This window comes from Streptomyces sp. MZ04 (genome assembly GCF_004684775.1).
Taxonomy (GTDB): Bacteria; Actinomycetota; Actinomycetes; order Streptomycetales; family Streptomycetaceae; genus Streptomyces.
In genome coordinates this window covers 1-25,361 of record NZ_SRIC01000104.1, presented here as the reverse complement: position 1 = coordinate 25,361, position 25,361 = coordinate 1, and the positions used below count along the sequence as shown (strand labels likewise).

The 25,361-nt window shown below is 69.6% G+C and carries 23 protein-coding genes and 1 tRNA gene; 11 read left to right on the top strand and 13 right to left on the bottom strand.

Annotated features, from left to right (window positions below; genetic code table 11):
• The 10 genes from E2651_RS21840 to E2651_RS21800 all read right to left on the bottom strand — a co-directional run.
• On the bottom strand, positions 1–2,290 hold a 2,290-nt coding region (locus E2651_RS21840), incomplete at its 3' end, for a hypothetical protein (RefSeq protein ID WP_209446211.1).
• Positions 2,287–4,893 carry an ATP-binding protein gene (locus tag E2651_RS21835; RefSeq protein WP_135332883.1) on the bottom strand — a complete coding sequence of 869 codons (2,607 nt, stop codon included), beginning with the start codon at positions 4,891–4,893 and terminating at the stop codon, positions 2,287–2,289. The genes E2651_RS21835 and E2651_RS21840, both read right to left, overlap by 4 nt.
• Positions 4,894–4,937: 44 nt before the next feature.
• Positions 4,938–5,504 carry a hypothetical protein gene (locus E2651_RS21830; protein WP_135332882.1) on the bottom strand — a complete coding sequence of 189 codons (567 nt, stop codon included), beginning with the start codon at positions 5,502–5,504 and terminating at the stop codon, positions 4,938–4,940.
• Positions 5,501–5,836, bottom strand: coding sequence for a hypothetical protein (locus tag E2651_RS21825; protein WP_135332881.1), 336 nt, complete (start codon positions 5,834–5,836; stop codon positions 5,501–5,503). Before E2651_RS21825 ends, E2651_RS21830 begins: the two co-directional genes overlap by 4 nt.
• 20 nt (positions 5,837–5,856) lie before the next feature.
• Positions 5,857–6,969 (bottom strand): conjugal transfer protein, encoded by a 1,113-nt coding sequence (locus E2651_RS21820; RefSeq protein ID WP_135332880.1) that lies wholly within the window; start codon positions 6,967–6,969, stop codon positions 5,857–5,859.
• A complete protein-coding gene (locus E2651_RS21815) occupies positions 6,966–7,232 on the bottom strand; it encodes a hypothetical protein (RefSeq protein WP_245239070.1) in 267 nt (88 codons plus the stop codon). The genes E2651_RS21820 and E2651_RS21815 overlap by 4 nt, the downstream gene beginning before the upstream one ends.
• 187 nt (positions 7,233–7,419) lie before the next feature.
• Positions 7,420–8,370: a hypothetical protein gene (locus E2651_RS21810; protein ID WP_135332878.1), complete on the bottom strand. Its 951-nt coding sequence runs from the start codon at positions 8,368–8,370 to the stop codon at positions 7,420–7,422.
• Positions 8,371–10,028: 1,658 nt separating this feature from the next.
• Entirely contained in the window at positions 10,029–11,636 is a 1,608-nt protein-coding gene (locus E2651_RS21805; RefSeq protein ID WP_245239067.1) for a hypothetical protein, read from the bottom strand.
• Positions 11,637–12,356: 720 nt separating this feature from the next.
• Positions 12,357–12,494, bottom strand: a complete 138-nt coding sequence (locus E2651_RS44015) for a hypothetical protein (protein WP_167828853.1) — start codon at positions 12,492–12,494, stop codon at positions 12,357–12,359.
• Positions 12,495–12,692: 198 nt separating this feature from the next.
• Positions 12,693–13,424, bottom strand: a complete 732-nt coding sequence (locus tag E2651_RS21800) for a GntR family transcriptional regulator (protein ID WP_245239068.1) — start codon at positions 13,422–13,424, stop codon at positions 12,693–12,695.
• 185 nt (positions 13,425–13,609) lie between these two features.
• On the opposite strand from E2651_RS21800, the gene E2651_RS21795 reads away from it, so the two are divergent.
• The 11 genes from E2651_RS21795 to E2651_RS21745 all read left to right on the top strand — a co-directional run bounded on the left by E2651_RS21795 (position 13,610) and on the right by E2651_RS21745 (position 22,267).
• Positions 13,610–14,248, top strand: coding sequence for a WhiB family transcriptional regulator (locus E2651_RS21795; RefSeq protein ID WP_135332884.1), 639 nt, complete (start codon positions 13,610–13,612; stop codon positions 14,246–14,248).
• Positions 14,245–14,517: a hypothetical protein gene (locus tag E2651_RS21790; protein WP_135332876.1), complete on the top strand. Its 273-nt coding sequence runs from the start codon at positions 14,245–14,247 to the stop codon at positions 14,515–14,517. The genes E2651_RS21795 and E2651_RS21790 overlap by 4 nt, the downstream gene beginning before the upstream one ends.
• Positions 14,514–16,058 (top strand): hypothetical protein, encoded by a 1,545-nt coding sequence (locus E2651_RS21785; RefSeq protein WP_135332875.1) that lies wholly within the window; start codon positions 14,514–14,516, stop codon positions 16,056–16,058. The genes E2651_RS21790 and E2651_RS21785 overlap by 4 nt, the downstream gene beginning before the upstream one ends.
• A gap of 227 nt (positions 16,059–16,285) precedes the next feature.
• The gene (locus E2651_RS21780) at positions 16,286–16,945 is read left to right on the top strand and encodes a hypothetical protein (RefSeq protein WP_135332874.1); all 660 of its coding nucleotides are present in this window, start codon (positions 16,286–16,288) and stop codon (positions 16,943–16,945) included.
• Positions 16,942–17,262, top strand: a complete 321-nt coding sequence (locus E2651_RS21775; RefSeq protein WP_135332873.1) for a hypothetical protein — start codon at positions 16,942–16,944, stop codon at positions 17,260–17,262. Before E2651_RS21780 ends, E2651_RS21775 begins: the two co-directional genes overlap by 4 nt.
• 32 nt (positions 17,263–17,294) lie before the next feature.
• Complete coding sequence (locus E2651_RS21770; protein WP_135332872.1) at positions 17,295–17,705, top strand: hypothetical protein; 411 nt, start codon at positions 17,295–17,297, stop codon at positions 17,703–17,705.
• The gene (locus E2651_RS21765; RefSeq protein WP_135332871.1) at positions 17,702–18,919 is read left to right on the top strand and encodes a hypothetical protein; all 1,218 of its coding nucleotides are present in this window, start codon (positions 17,702–17,704) and stop codon (positions 18,917–18,919) included. Before E2651_RS21770 ends, E2651_RS21765 begins: the two co-directional genes overlap by 4 nt.
• Positions 18,920–19,130: 211 nt before the next feature.
• Positions 19,131–19,676, top strand: coding sequence for a hypothetical protein (locus tag E2651_RS21760; protein ID WP_135332870.1), 546 nt, complete (start codon positions 19,131–19,133; stop codon positions 19,674–19,676).
• Positions 19,677–19,711: 35 nt separating this feature from the next.
• Positions 19,712–20,356 carry a hypothetical protein gene (locus E2651_RS21755; protein ID WP_135332869.1) on the top strand — a complete coding sequence of 215 codons (645 nt, stop codon included), beginning with the start codon at positions 19,712–19,714 and terminating at the stop codon, positions 20,354–20,356.
• Between the two features lie 204 nt (positions 20,357–20,560).
• Positions 20,561–20,875, top strand: a complete 315-nt coding sequence (locus E2651_RS21750; protein ID WP_135332868.1) for a hypothetical protein — start codon at positions 20,561–20,563, stop codon at positions 20,873–20,875.
• A gap of 405 nt (positions 20,876–21,280) precedes the next feature.
• Entirely contained in the window at positions 21,281–22,267 is a 987-nt protein-coding gene (locus E2651_RS21745; RefSeq protein ID WP_135332867.1) for a hypothetical protein, read from the top strand.
• A 1,111-nt stretch (positions 22,268–23,378) separates the two neighbouring features.
• On the opposite strand, the gene E2651_RS21740 is transcribed toward E2651_RS21745, so the two are convergent.
• From E2651_RS21740 to E2651_RS21730, 3 genes are all read right to left on the bottom strand, one after another.
• The gene (locus E2651_RS21740) at positions 23,379–23,723 is read right to left on the bottom strand and encodes a hypothetical protein (RefSeq protein ID WP_135332866.1); all 345 of its coding nucleotides are present in this window, start codon (positions 23,721–23,723) and stop codon (positions 23,379–23,381) included.
• 325 nt (positions 23,724–24,048) lie between these two features.
• Positions 24,049–24,120, bottom strand: a tRNA-Ile gene (locus E2651_RS21735).
• A gap of 108 nt (positions 24,121–24,228) precedes the next feature.
• Complete coding sequence (locus tag E2651_RS21730) at positions 24,229–24,864, bottom strand: hypothetical protein (RefSeq protein ID WP_135332865.1); 636 nt, start codon at positions 24,862–24,864, stop codon at positions 24,229–24,231.
• Between the last annotated feature and the right edge of the window lie 497 nt (positions 24,865–25,361).

The following is a 25,361-nucleotide window of genomic DNA, read 5'->3' as shown; positions in this document are numbered from 1 at the left end:
GGGTGGGCATCGTCGGCACTGCCGTGGGCTTGGGCGCGGGAGGCTTGGGGAGGTTCGGCGTCGCGGTGCCGGGGGTCTTCGATGCGATCGCGCCGGCCCGGGGCCCGGGCGGGGCCGACGACGCGGGGTTCGGCGTGATTGGGGCCAGGCCCAGATTCACCTGCGCCTTCGTCCCGGTCTTCGCGACGAACTTGCCGGCCGAAGCAACGTTGCGCTTGTACTCGGCGCCGAAGTCCTTGGCCTCCTGGACCTTCTTGTCGACCGTTCGAGCCTTGACTGCCTGGAGTTGTCCGCGCACCGCGTTGGCACGGGTCTTCGCCGCGACTGCTCCTCGCTTGGTCGCCGCGACGCCCCGCGGGATTCCCACGGGGGCACCGACCGTGGCCATGAAGGCGAACTTGCCCGCCTTCGCGCCGTACTTCGCGGTCGCGGCAGCGGCCTTGCCGGTGGCCATGGTGGCGCGGCCGCCTCGGGTCTGGGACATCTTGCTGGCGGCGGCCGTGGACAGACGCTTCGTCAGGGTCTGCTTGGCCGCCTGCTGCGCTGCTACCTTCGCCGCCGCACTCGCACCGCCGGTGCCGACGGCGGCGGCCGCATTGGTAGCGAGCCGAGCTGCCGACCGCAGACGGCCGGCCTTGCGGTTGGCCTGGGGCGAGCCGACCCAGGCCCTGCGGGCACCCTTGAGGCCCTTGCCCGCCGGCTGGGACACGCGCCGTGCCTCGCCACGGGCCTCGCCCCACATCTGCTTGAGGCCCGGGGCGGTCTCGGCGTAGCGGCCGGGGCTGGCGAACACGGAGCGACGGCTGCCGCCCACGCGCGCGTTGGCGAGCCTGCGGTTCAGGTTGACGGCGATGGTCTGGGCCGTGTGCTTGATGCGCTTGTGACCGGCCAGGCCGGCCACGGCCGTGACGTCGATGACGATGAACTTCACGGCCAGGACGTCACCGGTGTCCGCTTCGATGAGTGCGAGGACGATCAGGATGAAGATGGCCAGGAAGAGAATGGCCAGGATGATGCCGGCGACCGCCTTGATGATCGCGGAGAGCCAGCGCCACAGCGTGGCGCGTCCGCCGCCGGGCAGGATGCCGGCGGTGAGGGCCCAGTGGCCGCGGATCGCCTCGAACGCCAGCCAGCCCTGGGCGGTGAGGAAGCCGCCGGTGACGAGGATCATGAGGATGGCCACGATGATGGCGGCGATCGCGACGAACAGGGAGGAGAAGGCCAGGTCTGCCGATGCCCGCTTGGCCTTGGGCTCTATGTCGCCGCAGGATGCTTCGAACTTGTCCGACGCCTTGTTGAGGGAGTCGATGAAGTTCGTGTCGTACATGGTGTCCATTGCCCCGGCCATCCAGTAGGGCACGCCCAGCTCGTTGAGGCGGTACTCCGCCAGCTTGAACTCTCGGAATGCCTTGTCGCAGGGCCCCTTGAAGGTGGTCCCGTAGACCATGAGTTGGTTGGGCTTGACGATGAACGCATCGACGAGGGCGTCGGTGATGGGCTTTGCCACGTTGTTCGGGTCGGAGCTGCCCTCGGCGCTTGCCGGGTCGTCGGCCAGCACGATGGAGGCGATTTCCAGGGTGAAGTCCTTGGCCTTGCCCAGCATGCCTTCGTCCGACAGGAGCATGGTCGAGCCCTGTGGCTGCGGCTGGTCGTGCTGGCCGAGCAGCACCTGTGCGGGCGAGACCAGCACGGTGGTGGTCACCGCGGCGACGACCAGGGACACGGCGATCTCGGCGAATCCGCGCGAGCGCTCCTTGAACAGGATCAGCCAGCCGGCGTAGAAGCCGGCGAACAGCAGGAACAGGCCGGGCAGACCCATCCGGTCGATGACCTGGGTCTTGATCGTGGTGGAGATGCGGTCGGCCGGCTCGATGAGGACGTCGGCCAGCCCGAAGTTGAGCGCCCACTTGATCAGCCAGCAGGTGAAGCCGACGACCCACTTGGAGATGCCGAAGAACAGCTGGGCAATGATGTTCCAGATCTTGAGGTCGATGTCCTTCCATCCACCTGTGTCCGTTTTGACGGTGTAGGCGGAGATGGGGACGCCGTCTTTGTCCGTCACGTTGAAGGGCTGGAGGATGCCGTCGCTGGCGTCCTCCGGCTTCTTCGTCAGGTCGTTGGCCTTGGGGCCGCCGGTGGGCTGTTCCGGAGCGGCCGACGTGCTCGGTGCGGGGGCGGGCGGGGGATCGGCGAACGCAGCCGGCGCCAACACCGCCGTGAACACGGCCAGCAGGAGAGCGATGAGGCCCAGGCGCCGCCGGTTGGCCGGCTTCCGCTGCGCGGGGCTCATGCCAACGCTCCGTCCGCCACCGCGGCGAGTTCCGCGACCTCCTCGTCTTCGCCCTGGTCCTGACCGGGGGTAGTGGTGATCGCTGCGGCGGCGGCCTCGTCCGCCGGGATCAGCACCTTCAGGCCGGCGATCCGCTTGCGCAGGTCCCGGTAGAGGCACTCGCCGGCCCGCAGGGCTCGCTCGGTCTCGCTGACGTTCAGCGGGCTGAGGTTCTCGGTGATGACCTTGAGCATCTCGGCGTCGGCCGGGTCCAGGTCGATGAACTCCAGGCAGCGCGCCGCCAAGGCCTTGCTGCGGTGCCGGAAGACAAAGATGTGAGACAGCAATGCCCTGATCTTGTCGCCGACTTCGTTCTTCGGGCCGATGTCGTACGGGTCGTGACTGCCCGCGAAGGCGCCGGCGTGGTGCTTGCGGCCGTCGGCGATCATCTCCAGCAGCAGGCCGGAGCCTTCGGCTGAACTTGTCAGCCACCAGCACTCGTCAAGGAAGACGCCGGCGAACTCGTTGGGGTCGGCGAAGGCAATCTCCCTGCACAGCGCCGTCATCAGGTACATCAGCCGCCAGCCGAACCTCTTCTCGACCTCGAGCGAGGGCAGCCGGTGCTCGGAGAGTTCCTCCTTGGTGGGCAGGCCCAGACGGTCGACGGCGAAGACGATGCTGTCGGCATCCGTGATCCGTACGACCGGCAGCGAGGGATCGAAGATCACGCGGCCGAGGTCCTTCTTCGCCAGCGAGCGCAGCTTGCGGACGAGTTCGGACGCGGCGGCGCGCACCGCGGCGTCGTTCGGCTCGTCCGGGTCAGGGATGCGGGCCCGCTCGGCGAGCGTGTCGATCAGCGCGGTCATGCTCGGCTGAGGCCCCAGGCGTGTGGCCTCGATCGCCTCGGCGAGGGTGATGCCCTCGATGCTCATGGAGCCGATGTCCAGGAGCGGGGTCAGGAAGGACTCGGTGTAGCGGGCGGCGCGCGGGCCGCGGAAGACTCGCAGGGGGTCGAGGGAAACGCCGGCGTTTTCGTCGACGTTGATGATCTGTGTGGTGCCCGGGCACGCGTTCGCGAAGCGCGACCATTCCTGCTGCGGGGTGCGGTCGATGACCAGGGCGCGGCCGCGGCTGGTCCTCTGACCGATCCGGTGGCCGGTGGTGAGGATGCTGTACATCGCGCACTTCATCGCCACAGACTTGCCGGAGCCGAGTTCACCGACGAACGCGGCGGACGCGCTGGCGTTGACCCGCGGGCCGTGGGAGAAGTCGACGAGGACCGGCCGGACACCGCCGCCGTTGAGCTGGAGCCCGAAGAGGCTGCCGGCGTCGTCGCCGAGGCCGGCACCGCAGAACGGCATGCTCATCGCGAAGTCGCGGGCGAGCAGGAACTGGGTGTAATCCAGCATCGGCCGGGGCGTCTTGGTGCCGGGCAGCATGCCGTGGAAGAGCGCGACCTGGTCGCCGGTGGGCCGCACCAGGGTGTAGTCGTTGCCGCCGAAGTGGTTGGCCAGCGAGGTGGCCTTCTCGTCGGCCTCCTCGGCGGTCGTGCCCCAGACGCAGGTGGCGACGGTCGCGCGGATCTCGACCTCCGTCGAGGAGGCGGTGAGCCGGTCGCGGTACTCGTCCAGGGCGAAACTCGCTTTGTCGAGCGAGGCTGGGACACCGGAGGTCTCGCCGTCGTACTCGCCCCGCTGGTGGGCCAGTTCGCGCTGCTGGCGCCGGCTCTTGGGCTCCGCCTTGGCGCCGGTCTCCACGTTCAAACGGACAGCCCAGTCCACGGGGAAGCCGAAGTCATCCAAGGCCGCCAGGTACTCGCTGCCGGGGAAGCGGAAGGCCTCCGGCATCTCGGAGAGCACGCAGAACGCCTGAAAGGAGTCGCCGTGCTCCGAAGTGGCCCGCAGGTAGCGGCGCTTGAAGGGGTTGGTCGGACCCTTGGAGGGCCGGTTGCCGCGCCCGCCCTCGTCCAGGATCACCTGGGTGTGCGCGGTCACGGTGTGGCCGCGGCCGCGCAGGGCACGCGGTGCTCCGTCCTCGGGGAGCAGCGGCTCGCTGAGCCCGCGGCGGGCGCTGTGTCCGTAGATCCACAGGATCTCGGCCTCGGTGGCCGGCCGCATCTTGATGCCCGAAGGCCAGCCCGCGGCCAGGCGCGTGGCCTGCTCCAGGCGCTGACGTTCCTCCGTAACGGATATCGGCCCGACCGGCAGACCGAGCGTTGCCATGACTTCGGCCTGCAGGGAGGAGAGGACGGCCCGGCTGCTCTGCTTGAAGTCGAGGTGGGGCAGAGGCACAGCGAGGAAGTCGACGCGGCCGGTGAGTTCGAGGTCCTGGAGCTGGTCGAGGACTTTTAGCGACAGGTCCACGTACTCGGGGGAGGCGTCGAGGTCGACGCCGGCGGTCATGCGGGTGACCACCGACGCGGCATCCACGCTCGGGCACAGGCTGAGCAACAGGGCTTCGCCCCGCAGGGATTTGAAGAGCGCCTCCAGGGAGTCCAGGCGCTCACGCTTCGTCGACTTGGAGGCATGGGCGTAGTTCTCCGTATCGACGCGCCACACCGCCCACACGCTGGCGGCGGTGGTCCAGATCAGGTGGCCGCTGATGTGCCGGACGGGGAGACGCATGGCGGTTCTGCTTTCTGTGCTGGTGGTGGCGACGAGTGGGCTGGTCAGTGCTCGTCGAGTGAGGCGAGGAGCGCCTGCAACCCGGTCTTGGGCTGCGGACGGACTGCTGTCGCGGCGGGCGCGGGGGCGGATGCCGGACGGGTCTTGCGCCGCGGTGCGGCAGCAGGCTTCGGTGCGGCAGCCGGTGCCGCCGTGGGCGCGGGCCGCTCGGCGGACCGGACGCGCACCGTGCAGGTGGCGGACGCCAGTCGCGTACGAGCGACTCGCTGCGGCTTGCCGGCCAGGCGGCCTTGGGCCGGGGTGGAGGAGTAGATGAGCAGGCTCCGCACGGCTCGGGCCGGGTCCCGGCCGTCCAGGCGCGCGTACCGCAGCAACCAGGCCAGCCCCCACGGCACCAGGACCATGAGCACGAAGTTCATGGCGCCGAAGACGGCCCACAGGTCCCGTGTCATCACGAGGAGCCCGAACGTGATCACCATCGTCATGACCTGGGTGATCGTGTACGGCCCTCCCGGGAGCCGCCCGGCTCCCGGCAACTTGCCGATGACCAGGGGGTGCTTGCGGGCCCGCGTGTAGGAGTGCCCGATCAGCTCTTCCTCCGAGGCGCTCACGACACCCGCCGGCCCTCACCCGTCAGCGCGGGAGCATCGCCGGTGACGTGGACGACGGAGACCGAGGCGGCGGTGTCGTCGATCTCGGAGCCGACCTTGGTCTTCAGGACCGAGAGGTTGCTGATGCCCCACAGCACCAGGGCGGCCAGGACGAAGGCCACCAGGGTGCCGACGAAGGAGCGCGTCTTCCACCAGGCCATGAGCACGGCGATGATCGCCATGAGGCCTGCCACCGTGAGGACAAGGGTGCGGACTTGGCCTGCCTTGGTGGTGCCCCAGTCAAGGATGTCGCCGGCGAGGACGATGTGGTCGGGGTTGGCCACTGCATGCATGAACGTTTCCTCTTTCTTCTTCAGGAGGCCGACGGCGAGGGCGTGGCGCTCCCGGCGTCGGCGTCTGGGGTGGTGTGCGGCGCCGCGGAGGGCGCGCTGCTTGCGCGGATGGCCGGGGCGTCGTCGACGGACGCGACTTCCCATCGGCCGGCGCGGGACGTGAGGGTGAGCGCGTAGCTCAGCGAGACCGAGCTCCCGGACTGGTCGGTGGCGTCGACCTGGACGAGCTGGTGGAGCACCGTGCCGTCGGCGGGCACCTTCTGCTGCCCGGCGCTGGTGGCGTCGTCCTGGACTGCGGTGACCTTGACCTCGGCATACGGGGCCGGGCTGATGGCCTTCAGGCGTGCGCCGGGGGAGGCGTAGCGGTCGAGCTCGGACGTGCCGGTCAGGTACGCCGCCAGGAACCCCTTCGCGGTATCGACCGCCGGGTCCGTGCTGCTCGATCCGCGGTCGGACTCGTAGGCCAGAGCACCGGGCTTGAGTGCGGCGGGTGCGGCCACCTGCGCCGGCAGAGACGTGGCTGTGTAGCCCGTCGTGGCTGTGGCCGACGTCGCGGTGCCGCCGGCACTCACCGGGCCTGTGGCCTGGATGCCGACGCGGAAGTACTGCACGCCCAGGCGCTTGGGTTTGCCCTTGCCGTCCTGGGCGGTGACGTCCGCGGCCACGGTGATCGACCAGTAGCCGGGCTGGACTTCCCCGGAGGCGATCACGGTCGACTGCGTGGCCGTCCGGCTGCCGGGCTTCACGGCCAGTGCGACGGAGCCGGAGTAGTACGGCGCCAGATCGCGCTCGGTACCCTGGCCGGCCTGCAGGTAGGCGGAGACGAACAGCTCGGCGAAGCCGGTCGGACCCACCGGCGAGGCCGGCGTCGGCACGGCGGTCGGCTTGTCCACACCCTGGGCCGGACCGGAGGAGGCGACGAAGGCCATCAGGCCGAGGAGCGGACCGGATGCCACGAGCGCCCAGACACCGAGGCGGACCAGACGAGTGATCCCGGACAGATGCGCCGGGCTCGTCTTCCATCCGGTCTCATCCGGCTCCGCCTCCGGAGCCTCCGGCACTTCCTCATCCCAGGACTCCGCCTCGACGAACTGCTTCTCGTCGGCCTTTCGCTGCCGACGCCTCCGCTTCACGAGGAACTCCGCAGGGCCTGAGCGGTCAGGACGGTGGAGATGCGCTCCTTGAGCTCGTCGGGGGTACGGGTGAGGAGGACATCCCACGAAGCCAGAGCGGGCTCCGACTCCCGCGCGAGGAAGGCACGCATCTGCTCGTGCAGGTCGCGGTCCATCGGCCGGCTCACTATGGCGGCGGCGATCTTGGTCAGTTCACGCGAGGCGCGCGCCACACGGGCCTCGTCAGCGTCGAGAAGCTGTCGGCCAGTGTCGGCCGGGGACATCGTGGTCACGTCGGTTCTCCCGGAGTCGAGAAGGTGGAGGCGGGTTCAGGTGGTGCGGCGCCGCTGCAGCGGGGCTCTCGCGTGCTACAGGTGTCGAAGAGGCGCGCGGTGTGACAGCACGGCCGGGGTTTTTCGGGCGACTTCCGCGGCAGCCGGTTCGCGAGGAATCCGACTGCTGCCGCGGGACCTAGGCGGCGGCGGAGAACTGGGCGAGGTCCGTCTTCGTCCGCAGGCTCCGCACGGCACGGCTGGCCTGCTTCCGCAGCAGAGCGCCCTGCTGGCCCATGGCCCGGGTGGTCATGTGCTGCTGCTCGGGACTGTGGGAGGCGGACAGGTAGTAGCGGGCGATGCGCTGCGCCTCGGCCTCGGTCAGCGCCCCGATCTCGACCGCCCACAACAGCAAGTCGAGGACCTCTGTCCGCGCCTCGTGGCGGGACAGCGCCGGCTCGTCACTGTCGATGAGCTCCATCTGTGCGGCGCGCATCAGCAGGTCGGCAAGCTCGACCGTGTCGTGGGGCGTGGCCGGGTCCTTGCTGGAGACGATGTGCGCGAACCGGCTGTGGCCTTCGGCCGCCGCGAGCGGCGCGACACCGGCGGCGAACTCCTGGAGCCCCTCCGCCTCGCCGACGCAGGCGGCCAGGGTGCGCCGGGCCAGCTGCAGGGTGTCGAGCGCGATGTTGTTGAAGATGCGCCGCGGCCGCCGCTCGAGCGGATAGGTGCGGACGATCTCGAAGGCAGCTCCGAAGACGGCTGCGCAGACGTCGTCCCACGACAGCCCGGTGCGCCGCTGGGTCTTGGCCATCAGCACCGCCCTGGGCAGCAGGATCCGTACCGCGATCCGCCAGGCGAGATGCCCGTCAAAGCCCTCGTCGCCAGCACGCTCAACTAGCAGGTGCATCACGCGGTCGTGGCAGTCGGACGAACCCCGCCGGTGGTACTCGGAGATCGTGTCGACGATGTCCTGGGGGTTGGTGGCGCCAGCGAGGACTGGGTACTGCTCGGCCCACACCGCGACACGGTCGGCGGCGCGCAGGTCGCGGCACAGCACGTCCCAGTCGCGGTTCATCAGGGTGATAGTGCTGTAGCGGGTTACGGACTCGGAGGAGTCGAATGCCGGGGTGAACTGGGTTGTGGCCACGTCCGTGTCCGTCCTTTCGCGCCAACTGGTTTCGATGGCGCTGACACTTCCGAGGCCCCCCTTGACCGCGGTCTGACGGCGATGCCGACGAGGCGCGGTCAAGGGGAAACCGAACCTCGGCGCTCGGCGGACGAGTCCGGTCAAGGGGAGTGGTCAAGGGGGTGGCGGGTGATCAAGGGGCCCGCGCATCGCCGGTGCTGATGGTGCGATGCATCCGCCTCGGCCCCCGGGGATGCACCGGCGCCCCGCCGCAGTACCGATGCATTGAGGCGGCCGGGTGTCGATGCGCGACACCCGGCATCCGGCCCCGTCGGCTGCCGCGTGCACCGACATCGGATGCAGGAGAGTGCGCAGGCTGGCATCCGGCCGTGAGCGGATGCGCGCATCGCATCGAGACACGCGCACCGGACGAAGCCCTTGCTGCGCCACCGCTGCCACCTCGATCGGCGAGCTCCGGCCGGGATCAGACGCGCACGCCGTCACCGTGCTGGCGCGTGGCTGCTGCCCGAGCAGGTCGCCACGGGCTGGTCTCCCGGGGGCCCTTGTCCAGCGGCCCGCCTCCCCGCACGCGCAAGACGGCCGAGCGCTTGTCCGGAGAATCGCGGCTCCGCCTACCTTCCCTGCACGCGGCGTGTTTTCCCTTGACCAGGCGCGTGGTCAAGGGGAAACACGCCCTTGACGGGACCTTGGTCAAGGGGTGGGCGCCAACCTGGTCAAGGGGGAGCGGGGCCGCGGCCGCGGCAGGCGGGTTGTGGTCAAGGGGGGAGCGGCCGACATCGCCGTCGGCCGTAATGCGTCGCGGATCCGGCTGGCTCACGGAGTGCGGCCGCGGGCTGTCAACTGATGCCGTGGTGGCTGGAGAGGACGCCGTGCACAGAGGCGGGCCCTCGGTGCCGGTGCAAGGGCTTCCGGTCCGTGCCCTATGCCAGCGGATGCAATGCACCGCGTTGAGGAGCGGATCCGGCATCCGCTGGTGCACCGCATCGAGTGCCGTGCACCGCACCGCCTCGGGCGGAGGCATCAGATGCCGTGCATCCGATGCACGAACGGCGGTGCCGTGCACCGGATGCACGAGGCGGTCCGTGCTGCACTCGACGGTCGATGCCCGGCACTGGCGTCGCTCACCGGCATCAACAGAGGTCGTGCACCGTGTGCACCCGAGCCAGCCACGCTGTGGCCCCGGGCGGAGCCGACGACTCTGCAGCCAGAGTCGCCTCGCACCGGCGCGAGGGCCAGTGCGAGGCGACCTGAGGCACCGGGAGTGCGAACCGTGTGCCGAGAGCGGATGGAGCTGCCTGGCGCCCCGCCCGTGAGGCTCGGGTTTCCCCTTGACCAGACGCACGGTCAAGGGGAAACACCGGGCCGCGGGCTCCGGTCAAGGGGGGCGGTCGAGTCGGGGCACAGCCTGCGAGACAGAGGAGCGAGGGCGCCCCGGTGCTCTCGGTACCCGGGTAGTCGTCGGGCGTCGGCGCCGCCCGCTCGGGCGATGTGGTGCAGCACCGGGTGGCAGCGGTGCACGAGAACGACGCCGCGTTGGACGGCGCGATGCATGGTGTTCCGTCGGCGGGCGACGTGCATCGCCCCAGGGGTGCGGTGTGGCGCACCCACGATGGTGCATGTTCGGGTGGTGCAGGTCCGGCACTCGAGGCAGCCTCCGGTCATGATGCGGCGCACTCGATCTGGCGGCTGCGACACCGCACGCACAGGCCGATGGTGCCGAGTGCGGGGCGGGTGCACTGGGCATTACCCCACCCGGTGCAGACCTCCGGCATCCGGGTCGGCATCGACATCGGCGATGGCGTGGGGGATTCCGTCTGCTCCTCCCGGCAGAGTCGGCACAGCCCGTCTTCGACTGCACGGTTGATCCGGAGAACGGGGCACCCGCATCCCCGGCACTGGCTGCGAGGAACAGCGGGTGCTGCGGCTCCGGCGCCGTTCGCGGGTGTGGGGCGCGGTGCAGGCTCTGGTGGCGGTGCATCGGTGCGGTGCCGCTCCTGGACGATTTCCTCGCACACCGAGCACCTGTGGCCACTGCTCCACAGCACGCCGGCTTCGCAGTCGAAGATTCCGCAGCCCCAGTGGGGCAGGCCCACGCCGAGGAGCCACCGGCCGGGATCCTTGATCTCGTGGCTCAGGGTGCGGGCGTATCGGTTGCTGAGCCGGTGGCGGAGCCGGGCGTCGTCGATGCCCGAGCGCAGCTGTCGGCCGACTTCGCGGGCGATGCGGCGCTGGACGTAGACGGTGGTCTGCCGGAGGAGCCAGTGCACGGGCTCCAGGACGGCGTGGATGCGGGCGCTGATGGTCAGGTCAGGTCCGGAGTACCGGGAACGGTTGGTCAAGGGGGGCTGGTTGTCATCCGCGCGCAGCGCGAGCCCGGCCTTGCCCGCGGTGTCCGGTGGTTGCGGAGCAGGGTTTTCCACACCTTCACTCACCTGTACTTCGCCTACGGCGGGTGAGGAGAGGGCGCGCTCGTCATCAGGTCGGTCAGTTCTAGGTTCTTCCGTATTCGCGAGCGATCCCGCATCAGCCGACGAACCCGATCCCTCATCAATCTCAGAGGTCGAGGGAGCTCCGGCGATGTCCGAGGCCAGCTGTCCACAGGCCGGTGCCATCGAGGTGGCGGGTGGGATGTCGTGGGCGATGAAGCGGTGACGGCCGCGTGCCCCGGCCCGCCGCTCCACCGTGATCCAGCGCGTTGCCTCCAGCTCGTCGACGATCTCGCCTGCGGCTGCCGTGGTCAGCGGCTGGCCGGCCCGCCGCCCGCTGTGGTGGTGGAGCGCCCCTGCAATCTCCGACTCCGTCAGCGGGATCCGCTGGGCCTGGGCGTAGGCGATGAGGGCGTAGGCACGCAGCTGCCGCGGGGTGAGGTCCTCGGCGGCAGCCACCGGGATCCAGACGAACCGCTCGGCCGCCTTCAGCGGCCGGGTGCGGCGCAGGGCGGAGGTGCCTGATCCTCCCGGCAGGGAACGGCGGGTCGAGGACAGCTCGACGACGCCGTCGGGACCGGGCCGCCTCAGCTGTGTCATGCCGCGTTCGACGGAGGCTTTGGACAGGCCGAGGTACTCCGCGATGGTCGCCGTCGCTGCTGTGCATCCCTCGGGACGGGAGGCCAACGCGGTGATCTTGACGTACGCGCTCACCGCGACGTCGGCGTACTGCGAGGCGGTGATCAGGCGCAGGGGCACCTTGACCCGCTGACGGCGCGGCGGGCGCACGGCCGAGCCTGCCGGCGGCGGGGCGGTGAGTACTGCTGCTGTACTGGGCACGCTTCTCCTGGCGCACCGGTGCCGCGAAGCGGCGACCTGGGCGCGCTGGGTCTCGATGGCGTCCTCGTGGAGGGGGACGCGCGATCTGGGGTATGGCCAGAGGCACTCGGGCGGAAGCTGAAGGAACGGGGCCTTCAGCTGCTATGGGTGTCGAAAAACCCGGCGGTGTGACAGTCAGGCCGGGGGAAATCCCGAAAGCTCTGTGACCTGCAGGTCAAGGGAGTGCCCGAGACCGCGGCGGACCCCCTTGACCAGGGCCAGGCACGGCCGCTGCCCAGAGCCCGCGGCTGAGAGGGCGACACCTCTGGTCAAGGGGTGCTGCGCGGACCTGGTCAAGGGGAAGCGGGCGCGCCAGGCGCCGGAACGCGCTGCGGCCGTGGAACAGGCCGCTCGAGCGGATACGCGACGTGGCGATGACGTCACGGAAGGGCGAAAAATGGCCGCGAACGCCGTGTACGGGTGGCGTCCGAGCTGACAAAGGGCATGGCTGTACTGCAAGATGGACCCCGTTCTCCCGGGTCGCCCCGGGAAACGACGAACCCCCTTCGGGGGGATTGCTGCTGGATGGCAGTGATCGCCGGACCAATTCGGTCTGGCCTTCGCTCGGAACGGGCCGCTAACCCGGGACTGAGCGGTGACGGTCGGCAGAGGAGCCGCTAACTCCGAAGCCGGCGGAGAGGGCGAGGAGCGGCCTTGCTAGAGGCGCCCGCCCGGCAGTTTCTACGACATCATCGACTCCCCCTTCCAGGGGGACTGAACTGCGCACCCGAGCTGGACCGCACCGGGAGGCATCCGCAGCAGCGTCACGCACGCCGCGCGAAGCCTGCTCGGGGTGCGGAACTGCACGGTGCTGGTCATCAGAACCGCCTTCTCGGTTCACCGGGCCCTTGACTGGACGCTGCGCGCCAGGGCCCCGGGGTGAGGCGTAAGTGGATCAAGTGGAAGTCAGCCTATCCCCTGCAAGGTGCCGCGCACACGCGCCAGAACCGTTGTCGTTCGGCTGACTTCGGGGCGTTGAAAAGACGCGACATACGGGGCAGTTGGGTGGTGGAGGGTCTAACTTCCGCCCTCGGTAAGAATTGTCACCCTGTCCGCCCTAACTACCGTCAGAAGGTAGGAATTTGGGCGTTCTTCGAGAAAGCCCACTCTTCGGATCTCCAGAACCGTGAGGCTGTGCCCCCTGAGCAACCTGTTCTCCTCGGTCGTCGCCGGCCGTGCGGACCAGCGGCTGCTGTGCCTTGCTTCCCGCCGCGGGGTGCCGGTGACGAAGGGCTCCACGGTGACGGCGCGGCCGCCGTCGGCCGTGCCGATGTCGACCGAGGTGAGGAGTGTCTGCAGGGCCCAGGGGGTCCCGGCGTGGAGCAGTGCGGCCTCGTGGACGAAGAGCCGGGCGCTCGGCGGGAGGTTGAGCGCTTCGGCCGCCTGCTGGTCGACCCCCCTGGCGCCGGTGCGGAGGTCGCTGTACCCGAGGCTGTCCGCGTCGACGGGATGCAGGTGGCCGTCCTCGGACAGCCGGACCTCCAGGTGCGGGAAGGGCTGCAGTACCCGCGTTCTGCGCCGGGGGGCCATCTCGACCAGGCCTTCGGCCTCGAGGAGTCGCAGTGCCTGCCCCATCGTGTTCTGGGCGACGCCGTACTTGTCGGCCAACTCCCGCTGTCCCGGCAGGGCTTCCCCGGGTGCAAACGTGCCTGCCGCGATGTCGGCGCGTAGTGCCGCCGCGGCGCGTTCATGCGGGTGATGGGACGTCATGCCCACATCTTGCCGTACCAGCCACTGCTCCTTGGCCATGTGATCCACTGCCTCCTCCTTGGTTGACGTGATCGGCAACGCCATGCATTATCTGACTCATCTGACGCAGTCAGTTAAGTCAGATGGGGCGTGGAAAAGCAAGCGGCCTCCGGGGCTGGTACCCCCGGAGGCCGCGGCGCCTCATCTCGCACATCCGTCACAGGAGATGAGAACGCGTGAACACCATGATGGCAGCCCACGCGCTGCCCCCGAGCCCGACCGGTGAACCGGCCGAAGCCGACATCGCCCGATACGTCGCCGGCGCCGAGTCGATCGACGGCCTCGTCGCCGGCGGCTACCTCGCCGGCCCCGACGGCGACCTCGTCGCCCCGCAGCTGCGTGCCCCTCAACTGCGCCGCGCGCTCACCCAGTCGGTGTGCCACGCGGTCCGCCCGGACGTCAACGACTTCTACCAGGAGGACGGCGAGCCGGACGACGACTGGAAGCAGCGCCGCGCCCGCACGGTCCGCGACCACTGCGCCGTGTGCCCGGTGCGCGCGGCGTGCACCGAGCTCGCGCTGCGCGACGACGACACCGTCGGGATCCGCGGCGGCCTGGTGCCGGAGGAGCTCGAGCGGCGACTGCTGGCGGAGCCGGACCGTATCGCCGCTGCCCGCGCCGAGGACGAGCACGCCGCCTCGTCGCAGCAGGCTCGGATCGACGCGGCGGCCGCGGTGCAGCGGCTCGCCGGCCAGTACCTCGGCGGATCGGTCCCCGCCGACAAGCGAGAGAAGAACCGCCTCGCCATCACCGAGGCTCTCCAGCGGCGCGACGAGCTCTTTGCGGACCACCGCCGCAACGTCGGCTGGACGGAGGCCGCATGAACCCCGCCGACGACAGGCGCGCCCTGGTCAGCTCCCTCGCCCGCCGCGACGACGCTGTCCTGCTGCCCGTCCTCGTCCCGGCCGGCGCGGAGGCGCCGCGCATCCGCCCTCTCCCCGTTCTGCTCCTGGCCGAGCTCTGCCAGGTCATCCTCGAGCGCGACGCTTACCGGGAGTGGATCACCCCGGACCCGGAGCCGCCCGGCGGCGAGCAGCTGCGAACCTGTGCCGCCGGCGCGTCCGGCTTCCTCGCCAGGAGGGATTCCCCGTGATCTACGACCTCGTCTCCCACGGGGCCGCGGCCGAGCTCCTCGGTAGCTGGCAGTTCGTCCTGGGGGCGCTCGTCATCACCGTCGGCCCGGCCATCGCCGTCCGTCGGCACCGGGTCGCCCTGGCCGCGCTCAGCGACGACGAGCGCGCCGCGGCCGCCGACCGTCGCGGCAAACGCATCGAGGACGTCCTCACCGTCGTCATCGCCGCAGCCGCGGCCGCCTTGTCGGCCAGCGGGCTGCGTAGGGTCGGGCGCCACCAGATGGGCCTGACCGACCCTTTCGACCTCCTGCCCTTCGTCGCCCTGGACGTCGCCGCCATGGTCTGTGGCCGCCGAGCGCGCCGCCGGGCCCGCGCCGGTGAAGGCCCGGGCCTGTCCGGAGCTCTGTTCTGGATCCTCGCCGGCATCAGCGCCGTCTTCTCCGCCGCCGAGGTCTCCTCCCTGCTCGGCTCCGCCGTCCGCGCCGTGTGGCCGGTGCTGGCCGCCGTGCTCTGGGAGATCGGTTCGCTCGAGGAACGCCGCGCAGCCCGCGCCGGCCGCGGCCGCCCCGACCGACGCATCGCCCTGGTGCGCCTGTTCCATCCCGTCGAGGCCTTCCGCGTTGCGCTGCTGCTCGCCGCCCGCCAGGACCTGTCGCAGGAAGAGGCCACCGCCGACGTCCGCATCGGCAGGGCCGCCTACCGCTGGTACCGGCTGCGCCGCGTACAAGAGGCGGTCAAGCACGCCGGCAGGATGACCCGCTGGGCATACCGGCGGGCCGAGATCCATGCCGACACCCGTGCCCAGCGTGCCAGCGAACGGGCAGGATGCTCCGACACCCATGTCCTGGAGCAGGTCGTCGCACGGCTGCAGATGCGCGTCCTCCAGACGGACATGGCGGGGATGAACCTGCGCACCACTAAGGCCTTCGACCAGCTCCGCGGCACCCTGATCGGCACCATCCTGACCATCCCCCAGCAGCATGCCGCGCCCCATCCCGCCACCCCATCCCACTCGGCCAGCAAGGAGAACCCCCAGCTCACAGGGGGGATGGGCGAAGACGCTGACGATGCGAACTCCAGCGACGACCCCGACACGACCGGGCCCAACCCGCCCGAGGACGCACCGAGGGATGAGCTGACGCCGACCGACCGCAAGACCGACGACGAGGTCATGGCCGCCTTCGTCGCGACCGTGCCGCGCGGGGATGACGGCGCCTTCACCTGGGGCATCAACAAGTGCGCCAGCGCGCTCGGCATCGGCAACAAGCGGGCGAAGCGGTTCCTGGACACCGCACACGAGTGGCTGCCCGAGGCGCTCAAGGCCCACACAGCGCTCGACGGCGACGCCACGGCGGACGGACTCGACCACTTCGACGAGGCGGTCGCGGTCGGCAACGGCCAGCCGGCCGAAGCCGCTCGCCCGCTCCTGCTCCCCACCCACACATTCACCACCGAGCAGCCGCTCCTGGACGAGCTCCTCGCCCCAGCCACCGGCGACGGCTACGCGCAACTCGGCAACGGCCTGCTCATCCCCGCCGGCGCCGGCGCCCGGCAGCCCTGACTCGACGCCCCGCTCCGCAGGGCGCCGTGATGCTGCCCGCGAGCACGACCATGAGGACCGCACCCCATGACCACCTTCGATGAGCACGTCAACGAAGCTCTCGCCCTCATCGCCCGGGACCGACGGCCATCGGCCCGACCTCGCCCCGCACCGCCTGCCCGCGCACCCCGGGGGAGCCGCCACCTGTCACTTGTGCCGCGTGCCGACGCCGAGCGGGGGGCCGTTCGATGACCGACACCCCCTTCGAACCGGACCGAAGCCGCACACGCCGTGCCCCAGCGGCACATGCGCCGACCGCCACGGGGCGGGGGCACCGCCGCGTGGGGGCGGACGAGAAGCTGATCCGCCGCATGCTGGCCAAGGTCGGCGCGCGCCCGGTCGGTCACGCCGATCCCCTCCCCGACGACGCTCAACCCGCAGACTCGAACGGGGGCGCACCGCAGGCCCCGGTGGCCGCAGCGCCCGGCTGGCCGCCCGCGGATGCGCGCCCAACACCCCGGCAGCCGGCAGCGAACACCGCCTCTCGCTTGCCGGACTGGCGCCTTACCGACAAGCCGGAACTCACCGTCCCGAACGAGCAGGACGAGCCAGAGCACGAACAGGAAGCGGAGCAGCGGGACGACGAGGTCCAGGAGGAGCCCGTCCCCGACCACCCGCGGCTGCGCGACCGTGTCCGCACATGGGCGGGCAACGCCGCGCACCACGCAGGCAGCGCCAGTACCAGAGAGCCACCGGGAGACGAAGCCCCAGTCGACGGGGACGAGTTCGAGGAGAACGGCGACGAGCCGGACAGCACCGCCACCGCCTCTGGCGCGCCGGTCGACCACCGTTCGCTGCCCCCGGCATCGCGCAGGTCATCCGGCCAGCGCCGGACCGCCGCTCGTTGATCGAAGCGATCCGGTCCACACCGCCCCAAGTCGTCTGGCTGTTCTACTCCGGCAGCGCGCTGGGCGTCGGGTTCTGGCGCGGCTGGCCCCAGTGGGTCTACGACGGCGTCGCCTTCCTAGTCAGGGAGCACCCCACCCTCACCGACTTCTACAGCTGGACCTGCTACGGCATCGCGGCAGGCGTCCTGCTCCTGGACTACCGGGCACGGAAGTGGATCTTGCCCCTGGCCTGGGCGACCCGGATCCCGTCCGCCTGCCTCGTCGCCGGTGTGGCGATGTACGGCGACCCCACCCCGATCTCCCAGATGACGCTCTGACGTCGCGACACCGTTAGGAACGGAAACACCCCATGAGCTTCCTCACCGGCGTCGGCGTCTTCGGAGTCGCCGCCATCCTCACCGTCGTGCTGTGGTTCGGCACGAAGGACAACGAGAACGGGAAGGCCGGCCCGCTTCCATGGTGGGCGTGCGCCCTGCTCCCGCCCATCGCCGGCGCCGCGTTCGTGGCCGCAGGGTTCCCCTTCGACGCCGTCTCCTCGCTCGTCAACGACATCATCAGCCTGATCGGGAAGGCCTTTCCGAAGCTCAGGATGCCAGCGCTGGCCGGCGTCCTCGTGGTGATCGCCCTCTACAAGAGGCTCAGTCGCCGGGGCTTTGCGATGCTCTTCCTCTTCCTCTTCTACGTGGCGTCCGGCGCGGGGGGCCCATGGGGAGAGCTGGCCGACCGCATCTCCGAGATCGCTCAGAGCATCGGGTCATGACCGCCCCGGCACACCCGCATCCCGTCCCGGGCAGCGGCCTGGCGCCCGGGAAGAACCCGCAGGGGGGTGGAGCCGCCACGACGAGACCTCCCGCGGCCGGCCCGATCGACGACGTCCTTCCTCAGGAACAGGAGGCCGAGACCATCAGTGGTCCGGCCGAGCCGGGGGAGGATGAGGCTCCCCGTCGCGCACTGGCGATGCCGGACCTTCGCCCGTACGTCGTCGTGGACCGGGCCACGGCAACGAAGCTCGGCTCGCTGGCTGCCGAGGCCACCCGTACGGGCAGCCGCTGCATCGTGCGGCGCCTGGCCGGGGTTTCCCGCTCGCTGTGGGCAGCCCTGCGCGCCGGTACACGCGTCCTCCTGGCCGTCGGACGGGCGTGGTTCACCGGTGACATCGCGCCGAGGGTCTCGGCAGTGATGCGGCTGTTCGGGGCACCGGGCTTGGTCATCTATGCAGCGGCGCACACCACTGCCGTCCACCCCTTCGCCCCGCTCGCCCTGCTCCCGGTCTGGCCTGTGGCGGCTGTGATTGCGGAGAGGTGGGCCACCACGCAAGTCCTGCGCACTCGCCCGGCCCAGGGCGCGAAGACGGCGGCCAGGTCGGCCAGGGGAGCAGCGGGCTCGCTGACGGACCGCCTGGCTGTTGCCCTGAAGCCGCCCGCCAGAGTTCCGGAGGCCGACTCGGCCGGCTCTACGTCAACAGAGCCGGGCGTGTGTGAGACCTCCACGGCGCAGGGCGCGCGGGAGACAGCCAAGGAAGTCGTTCCGCCTCCCGCGCAGGCCCCCGCAGAAGACCCTCTCACCGCTCTTCTCCGGGAGCTGATCGGGACCGACAACGGGATCCACCTGCAGGACCTCCGGCCTGCCATGCGAGAGCGGCTCCCCGGCCTGAAGGACGCCAGCGATGAGCAGCTGCGCGAAAGGCTCCTCCAGGCCGGCTACGACCCGGCCCGTAAGTTCCGCGCCAGGGGTAAGGCAGGGCGGGCCGGAGTGCACCGGGACGAGCTGCCCCCACTGCCCTCTCTTACCGAGCCGCCCGACCCGGTCTCCGGGGCGCTCTCCGCAGACGGAGACAGCCGCCGACCTGTGGACTCTCCGCCCCGCTCTCCGCTGCTCTCCGGGGGCGGAGACCAAGAGAAGAGCAAGGTGCGCATTGTGCCGGACCCGGAAAGAGGCCCGTCGGCATGGCGGGTTGAGCGCCTCCGGAAGTGAACGGACCCGGCGGGAGGAACGCGCCGCAGCCACCGTGGCCGTCGGCGAGGTATCCACCCGCCGGTGCGCCCCAAACCTCGAAGGCGTTGCAAAGTCTAGATTCAAAATGCACTTTGGCTTTCTCGGGGAACTTCTTCCCCCATGTCACACGCCGCTCGCTCACGACACCTGTAACAGACGAGCGCACCCACACACATCCAGGAGATTCGTCGTGCCCACCACCCGTTCCACCGTCATCATCTCGACGGCCGCCGCTGCCCTCCTCCTGACGGGCTGCTCAGACCCCTTCCGGCTTGAGCCCCTCCGACACGGCGAGGTCGTCAAGAAGTACGGCCGCGCCGGTCACTGGGTCCCGGTGTACGAGGACATCTACCGGGACAACTGCACGAAGATCCACACCAGCGCCCTCACTGTGTCCTTGCCCGCCCGCACGGTGGGAGGCACCGGCGGCAGGAGCACCACCGGTGGTGGCGGCAAGAGCCTCACCTCCGGAGGAACCGGGACAGGCGGCACCCGCAACGGGGGGAAGCCGCGCACGACCGGTGGCAACGACGGCGGCGCAGCCTCGGGCTCGTCGGGCTCTTCCACCGGCGGCTCGACCAAGCAGTGCCAGCAGGAGTACGTCGGCCGGAAGAAGACCGGCAAGCAGTGGGAGCCCGGCAAGTGGCAGCTCAAGCTCCGCGACGGCGACCGTACGGCCTGGATCAAGGTCTCGAAGCACACCTACGACGACACCGACCTCCACGACCACATCTGAACCACAGGGAACCCCGACCGAAGGAAACCGAGCCCGTGCCACCGCTGCCGCCCGACGACAACGACCCCCACCACCACCTCACCAAGACCCAACTCCACCCCGTCACAGACTCTTCCTGGATCGGACAGACCGTCCGCGGCCCCTACCGCACAAGGTCCACCGTCGAGCGCGTCTACGCCACGCCGTTCGGCGTGGACGTTGCCCTCTGTCTGCATCGGGCGTCCGTCTACGACACCCTCCGCCTGGAAGTCACCGACATGCTCTCCACGTCTGAGCGCCCCGCCGCCCAACGCACTGCCTACCTTCGCAACTACCGTCGACTGCTCAGCCTCCACGGTGTCGTCGTAGACGGGAAGGCAACTCGGCGGACCCACCGCGCCATCCAACGCCGGTCCGCCTTCTGGGGCCAGTTCCACCGCGCCAAGGTCTACGTGGAAGCCGCCCTCCTCGAAGGCGTCCAGCCCGGCGACCGCGTCGTCACCAACCTTGGCGTGCAGATGACCGTGACCGACCCGGACACCAAGCGATGCCGACTCCGGGGCTGGCGCACCCACATGCAGGTCGAACTCACACCCCAGTTCCATGACCTCACCAAATCCTGGGGCTGGAACGACGGCCACGGCACCTGGCCCATCCGCCACGAAGGGTGGGGACTACTCCCCACCTTCGGCCTCATCTGACCCACGCCACGAGAGGACTCGCCATGCCAAACCGACGACGCTGCACCCTTCGCGCTGGCGACCCACTGCCGCGCGACAAGTTACCCACCGCGCAACTTGTTCCAGGCCCCGCCCATGCCGCACTGCATCGCGATGGGTAACGACGGCCGCAACCTCATCGACCATGCCGTTCCGTGCACACCGCGTACCGAAGGACTTTCGACCATGAGCACCCGTAGCACCCTCATGGAATCAGCTCGACTCTGCGCGGACCGCCTCTACAAGGACCCAGCGCGCGCCGTCCTTCGTGCCATCGAGGGCCACACCACAGTGGCGCAGGGCTTCCATGACGCCTCGGAGACCTTCTCGTTGATCGCCGTCTACAACTCCAAGGGCCACCCCGCCACTCCAAGAAGCATCACGCCTCAGCAGCACCACTTCTGGACCCGCGAATTCGTCCAGCACGCCTACGCACTCGCCCGTGAGACGGAGGCTGCCTTGACAGGCGAGTTGGACGGCTTCACCGTCCAACTCGCCTGAAGGCGACGGGCACGCGCTTCAGCACACAGAACGATCGAGAGCTTGCCTGCCTGGCATCGCTCCCCATCTGGCGCGTACGGCCAGCTCGAGAGTCGGCCGTACGCCCGCACATGCACGACCACCGCTCCGCAGGGCCCACCATCACCCGATGCCGGCCCTGCGCCGCGGCGCCCATCAACTGCCCCAACGGAAAACCACCATTGGGATGCCTCCCCAACACCAGCTCCTTCAGAGCCGCGGCTACCCAGAAGCGAACCGCCACCCTTCGGCCGGATCATTCCAGGGCCGCCCTCCGACCAACACCAGTCCCCTGAACGAACGCGTGGCACCCTCCCACGCACGCCGTTGACCAACAGCCCCGACCTCGTGAGGCCCAAGACACATCCACTCCAGAAGGTGAAGCCCGTGCACACCGCCCTGCACCCCGAACACGTCATCCACGCCTACCAGCGAGAACGCCCATCCATCACTCGCCTGATTCACGAAGCCCAATGGGCGCACTACCAACTCACATACGCCCTGGAGCACCACCCCGACAGCGACCGCGTCCCCGCCCTGCGACGCCACAAATTCCTCCACCTCGGCGCACTGTATGACGTCCTCACCCTGCGCACCCAAGACCCCGACCTCTACGAAGCAGCCCGGGACCACGGCGAACTGCTCCGCGCAGCCGACGGCCTAGACCTCGCCGACCACCCCCGCAACGGCCTCGACCACCTCCGCACGCAGTACGGTCTCCTTCATGGCCACCCCCGCGGCGCCACCCGCTACACGCCGCCGCTCGCCTCACCGGCACCACGGCGCCAACTGCCGATCCACCGTGCAGGGCCCTGGCTGCTCCACGAGATGTGCGACACCTACGCCTGGGCCGCTCTGGGGCGCTCGTCCCAGTTCCCCAGCATCGACGTGGAGAGCGAACAGCGGCGACACCTGATCATCCGAGGCCTCCTCCTCGACTGGGCCGCGTCGGCGACCCCGGCCGACACCGCAACCGCCACCGCGGCCGCCCGCGCCGGCCACGCCCTGCGGACCCTCGACAGCCGGCCCGCCCTGAACGACCTCGACGCCTGCGCATACCTCTGGGACGCCTTCCGCAACCTCGACGACCAGGACGAAGACGACGACCCCCACCCCCAGGACTGCGCAGGGGGGTGCGCCGGCGACGGAGAGCTCCTCGCCGTACTCACTTGGGAGCACCACGGTGACGGCATCTACACGGCCGTCCATCAAGAACCGATTGCCTGCCTCCGCACCGTCGCCATCCACACCACCGACTGCCCCACCTGCGAAGGACACGGTTACACCTACACCCCCGGCTACCGCGAACTCTGCCTAGACGGCCGTGCCCCGGAAGACAGCCAGGCTCCCTCGACCACGCCACAGGTCGGCTGACCCCGGCCTCCGGGCCATTCCCGCCGACACCCATGCCCTGCGCCAACACCAGCCGCCCGGGGGAGAGACGAACAGTGATCTCTCCCCCACAGCGGCGGGGGAGAGACATCTCCTCCCGGACCGTCACAGAGACTTCTCTCCCCTGCCGAGCACCTCTCTGGTGCGATGTGGGGGAGATTTCTCCCCCACATGAGATGAGGGAGAAATCTCCCCCGCCATGAGCCGCTCCCTCCAACCAGCGTGGTGGTAACGGTGACTTCTCACCCCGCAGCCCATGTGGCAGGGGAGAGAAATCGCCCCTCCTGACCGATCCCACCGAAGCGCACGCCCAGCCCTCAAGGGCGAGGGCGCCCTACGAGGCGCCTTACGAGGCGCTCTACGAGGCGCCTTACGAGGCGTCCTACGAGGCGCCTTACGAGGCGCCTCATCGTGACGGCTCGAACAAGCAAAACCGCACGTCACAGGCCCGGTCAAGGGGGACCCGCCGCGCCGACTACTTCTCTATGAGCCCCCCAAAGGCACTGAGGACCCCAGCGAAGAGCAACAGACCAAAGCGGGAGGGCGACAGCCAGCCGAGACACAGCATCAGCGACAGCAACCAACACGGGCGGAGAGAACACGAGCGACCAGACGAGGAAACACGAAGTGCGCACCAACACGACCAAGCCGAAAAACCAGAGACGACGAGCAGAAGAACAAGCCGAAGCACAACAACAAGACGAAGAGACGAGACAACAGGCAGGACAGCGACGAAGCACAGGACACAGATCACGAACCGAGCGGACACCAGCAGACCGGCAGCCACGGACCCGGGGAACGCCTGCCGCCCCGCCCAGCGAAACGCTGAACGGGGCGGGAAGGAAGAGGGGGCGCGCCGGGAAGCGGCGCGCGGGGAAGGGGGCGCCGGGTGGCGATCGGCTACGCGGCGGCCTGGACCATCCGCCACGCGGCCGCGCGCCCGCTGGCACTGAAGCGGTCGGCCGCGTCGACACGTAGGGCCCGTGCTCGCATGAACGCAGCGGCGGCGACAGGATCCCCGCTCGCCGCGCGAGCGAGTAGGGCAGTGAGCTCATCGGAATGCATGACGTGACCTTTCGTCGGTAGGGGGCAGTCAGACTTGGGGGTTGTCGGCGTAGCTCAGAACGATGCGCGAACTGTTCGCTTCCTCGCTGGAAAGGCAAAATCCGGCGATCTCAAGGGCGGCAACCACCTTTGCCCGAACGCCGCCGTCCTCTCCGGTCCAGGGGGCAGGGGCCGTAGTCCTCTCCGCCTCCGTGGAGTACCACCACCACACCGAGACCCGGCTACCCCCGGTGTGGACGTAGACGCCACTCCCCATGCGCTCCATGTAGCGGGCCATCTGGAGATCGGCGGCGCGGAGCACCTGGGCCACAGCCTTTCCCAACCGCTCGTTCCCGTCGAGCACAGCGCGGTTCGCCTCCATGATCTCGTCCATGCCCTCCTGGGTGGCGGGCCGGTAGTGAGTGGTGGTACCGGTCCGCTCGAAGGTGACCTTGACGGACCCGTCGGGGGCAGGCATGGCCCCGTGACGCTCGGCCTGAGCGTGGACCATGCTTGCTTCGGTAAGCCCGCGTCCACCGCTTGACCCCTCGTACCAGTAGTAGCCGCTCGCAGGAGTGGAGAGACGTGCCATTGGTTTTTCCTCCAGTGTCGGTTGGATAGCAGGGGGCGCGCCGGGCAGCGCTGGGCACTCGCCAGAGAGGGGCGGGACTTGCGAAGGGCTCGGATACCGGGCTGACAGGCGTACGAGCCAGGGAGAGTGGCGCCGACGGGATTCGAACCCGTGACCTCGACCCTTATAAGAGGTGCGCTCTACCGCTGAGCTACGGCGCTTCGTGGTGCCTGGCCCCCCGGCCCAGGGGTTGTTTTGTCTCCCTGAGCCGAGGGTGTGGGTGGGGCGGCCCCGGTGGAGGGGCGGGGCCGCCCGGTCTGGTTGGGGGTTAGTTGGTGGTGTAGTTGTTGAGCTTTTCGGTGAGTTCGGCCTTGGCGAGCATCAGTGCCTGGATCTGGTTGTTGATCTTGTCGATTTCGGGCTGGATGGCTTCGGCGCGCTGGGTGTTGAGGAAGGCCGCGTACGTCGCCTCGCGCTTGGGGGTGGCCTTGTCGGCCTGGTAGACGCCGATCAGGGCGGTGACCAGGTCGCGGACCTTCTCGTAGGTGGTGGTGCTGGCCCGGCCGGAGGGGGAGTTGGTCGGGAAGTGCGCGGCGAGCACGGTGCGGCGGAAGTTGATCAGCGGCGCCTCCGTCGGCTGCTCGGCCTCCGGGTCCACGACCAGGTCGGCGGGGTTGACCAGCTGGTGACCGACCACGTACGGGTACTCGCCCTCGCCCAGCATCGGGACGTCGGTGCGCTCGTGACGGTCGATGCTGCCCTTGCCGAACTGAACGTTCAGCAGACCCTGAACCGCCGGGTTGAGCTCGTAGTTGGGGTGGACCACGACCGCGCCGATCGGGAAGGAGGCGCCGTCCGTGAACACGCGGGTCAGGTCGTAGATCGCCTCGCCGTTCTCGCCCGTCTCGACGGTGTAGGCGTAGGTGGCACCGGCCGGAGTGGTGAACGTGGTGGCCTTGGACATGAAGATCCCCTCCATCAGGGTCAGTTGGTGGTTTCTCGGCCGGTTCTTCGTTCCCCCGACCTCGTGGTAACTACAGTACACACCGAACCACGAACTTGCAACACCCCGGAACGGGTCACCCCTACAACGCTTCACTGAACCAGACGCCAACTAGAAACTTCATCGCCGACCACCACCCCACCCCGAGCCGAGAGCACCCTGTGCGACCCGCGCGACCCTGATCGGCCGCCCACCCTCGAAGCGTCCTGCCCGCCACCCGAACCGCCCCCCGGAAAGCCCGAACCGCTCCGACCCGCACGCGAATCTAACGCCCCGGAAAGGCCCCGCGATCACCCGCCCGCGAATCTAACGTCACCCCCACGCATGCCCATTGGGGCGCATCCGGATCTAACGCCGACCGGACGCCGAATCTAACACCCCATCAAATCCGGGGAGCGCGAATCTAACGCCACGCTAAAACGGCCCGAACAACCCCCGCGCGCCCCTCCCGGTTGCCA

What these genes read in the sequence shown, in the direction of transcription:
- E2651_RS44015 (WP_167828853.1), bottom strand. Translation starts at nt 12,494, where the DNA reads ATGACCAGCACCGTGCAGTTCCGCACCCCGAGCAGGCTTCGCGCGGCG.
- E2651_RS21740 (WP_135332866.1), bottom strand. Translation starts at nt 23,723, where the DNA reads ATGGACGAGATCATGGAGGCGAACCGCGCTGTGCTCGACGGGAACGAG.
- E2651_RS21765 (WP_135332871.1), top strand. Translation starts at nt 17,702, where the DNA reads ATGACCGCCCCGGCACACCCGCATCCCGTCCCGGGCAGCGGCCTGGCG.
- E2651_RS21770 (WP_135332872.1), top strand. Translation starts at nt 17,295, where the DNA reads ATGAGCTTCCTCACCGGCGTCGGCGTCTTCGGAGTCGCCGCCATCCTC.
- E2651_RS21750 (WP_135332868.1), top strand. Translation starts at nt 20,561, where the DNA reads ATGAGCACCCGTAGCACCCTCATGGAATCAGCTCGACTCTGCGCGGAC.
- E2651_RS21790 (WP_135332876.1), top strand. Translation starts at nt 14,245, where the DNA reads ATGAACCCCGCCGACGACAGGCGCGCCCTGGTCAGCTCCCTCGCCCGC.
- E2651_RS21835 (WP_135332883.1), bottom strand. Translation starts at nt 4,893, where the DNA reads ATGCGTCTCCCCGTCCGGCACATCAGCGGCCACCTGATCTGGACCACC.
- E2651_RS21795 (WP_135332884.1), top strand. Translation starts at nt 13,610, where the DNA reads ATGATGGCAGCCCACGCGCTGCCCCCGAGCCCGACCGGTGAACCGGCC.
- E2651_RS21730 (WP_135332865.1), bottom strand. Translation starts at nt 24,864, where the DNA reads ATGTCCAAGGCCACCACGTTCACCACTCCGGCCGGTGCCACCTACGCC.
- E2651_RS21780 (WP_135332874.1), top strand. Translation starts at nt 16,286, where the DNA reads ATGACCGACACCCCCTTCGAACCGGACCGAAGCCGCACACGCCGTGCC.
- E2651_RS21825 (WP_135332881.1), bottom strand. Translation starts at nt 5,836, where the DNA reads ATGCATGCAGTGGCCAACCCCGACCACATCGTCCTCGCCGGCGACATC.
- E2651_RS21800 (WP_245239068.1), bottom strand. Translation starts at nt 13,424, where the DNA reads ATGGCCAAGGAGCAGTGGCTGGTACGGCAAGATGTGGGCATGACGTCC.
- E2651_RS21815 (WP_245239070.1), bottom strand. Translation starts at nt 7,232, where the DNA reads ATGTCCCCGGCCGACACTGGCCGACAGCTTCTCGACGCTGACGAGGCC.